Consider the following 1,175-nt stretch of genomic DNA (forward strand, 5'->3'; position numbering starts at 1 on the left):
AAAAGACTGCTCGGATCCATGAAAACACCTCCATGATCGAAGTGAATCAGAAATCACCTCCAATGGCGAGGTTTTTGCGGGTGTCCATCTAGTGTCATCAAATATTAACGCAGGCTTCGCGGAAAATTTCTCTCCTTTGATGTTTGATCCGAATTTGCCTTTGTCAAAGTCTCCAAACTCAGCCGACATATTCATTTGTTTTGATAACAGATCACTTGAAGATTCAATCTTGCCAAGTTCAAGGAACATTCTCCAAGGGTCCGCAAAAGGCATTCCGTTTTGCGAGAAAAATGATCCGGTAGAAGGATTTGGGTTTCTTTCTCATCCTAAGAGATTAGACCCGAAGAAAATATTAAAAGGGATTACGGTCTCGAGAAATTCGGTTGGAAAAATTTATTGTGAGGCAATATTTACTGCTCATTCTTTTTTTAGTCTCCTTGGTAACGAAGATTTGTACCATCTCAAAAATGCGAGAGAGGTGAATATCGAGCCCTATACTATCTCAATGTTTCCCTTTGGCTCGAAAGAAACGAAACCGGGTCTAATGCGTCATCTCGTCGCTCCGGATCGTATGGAAACCATGACTACGACAAGCGGGGATGTGCACTTCTGGGATCTCTCTCTAAACAACACCTGGACCTGCTTAGCACCAGCCTACCGGCTTTTTTGGCGCGAAGCCTTCGAGAAGTGTGATGCAGGAGTGAAAGAACTCACATCGGACTCTACAAAGAACGAAATAAGTTACAGCATTTTAGACGATAAATTCAAAGAAATTCTGAGCATTACGAGAATGTGCAAAGCTTCTCTTGAGTAGATCGGTGAAAATGAGGCAGTTATCATGATAAATAAAGATTATACAGAAGTATCTTTTGCGCTGGCGGAAGGAGTGGTAATCGTCATTACAAGGAAAGTTGATGCTAAGCCACTATGAAGTTAAGTATACACATCTTTCAGGATCGTGGGTAAATAGGAAATATTATGCTGCGAAAGCTTGGTTATCTTTCTCTTTTCACCGCCGTGCTTTTCGGGATCGTGGGAATCTGGTGGGTTTCTGAATATTGGCCAAAGTACACCAACCGATTTCGTTTCTAGAGCGTTTCCCGCTTACTCCGGCTCATATCCTGCGGCAGCGAAGTAGTTTCTTGCCTCTGAGGGCGTGACTGCGTCTATCGCAG

At 43.1% G+C, this 1,175-nt stretch carries 1 protein-coding gene; it reads left to right on the forward strand.

Annotation, left to right across the window (positions count from 1 at the left end; translation table 11 throughout):
• Positions 1–91: 91 nt before the first annotated feature.
• Positions 92–814, forward strand: coding sequence for a hypothetical protein (locus ACXAIC_RS24700; RefSeq protein WP_475187083.1), 723 nt, complete (start codon positions 92–94; stop codon positions 812–814).
• Positions 815–1,175 lie beyond the last annotated feature (361 nt).

It is taken from the genome of Roseibium sp. AWQ4_254 (assembly GCF_056161025.1).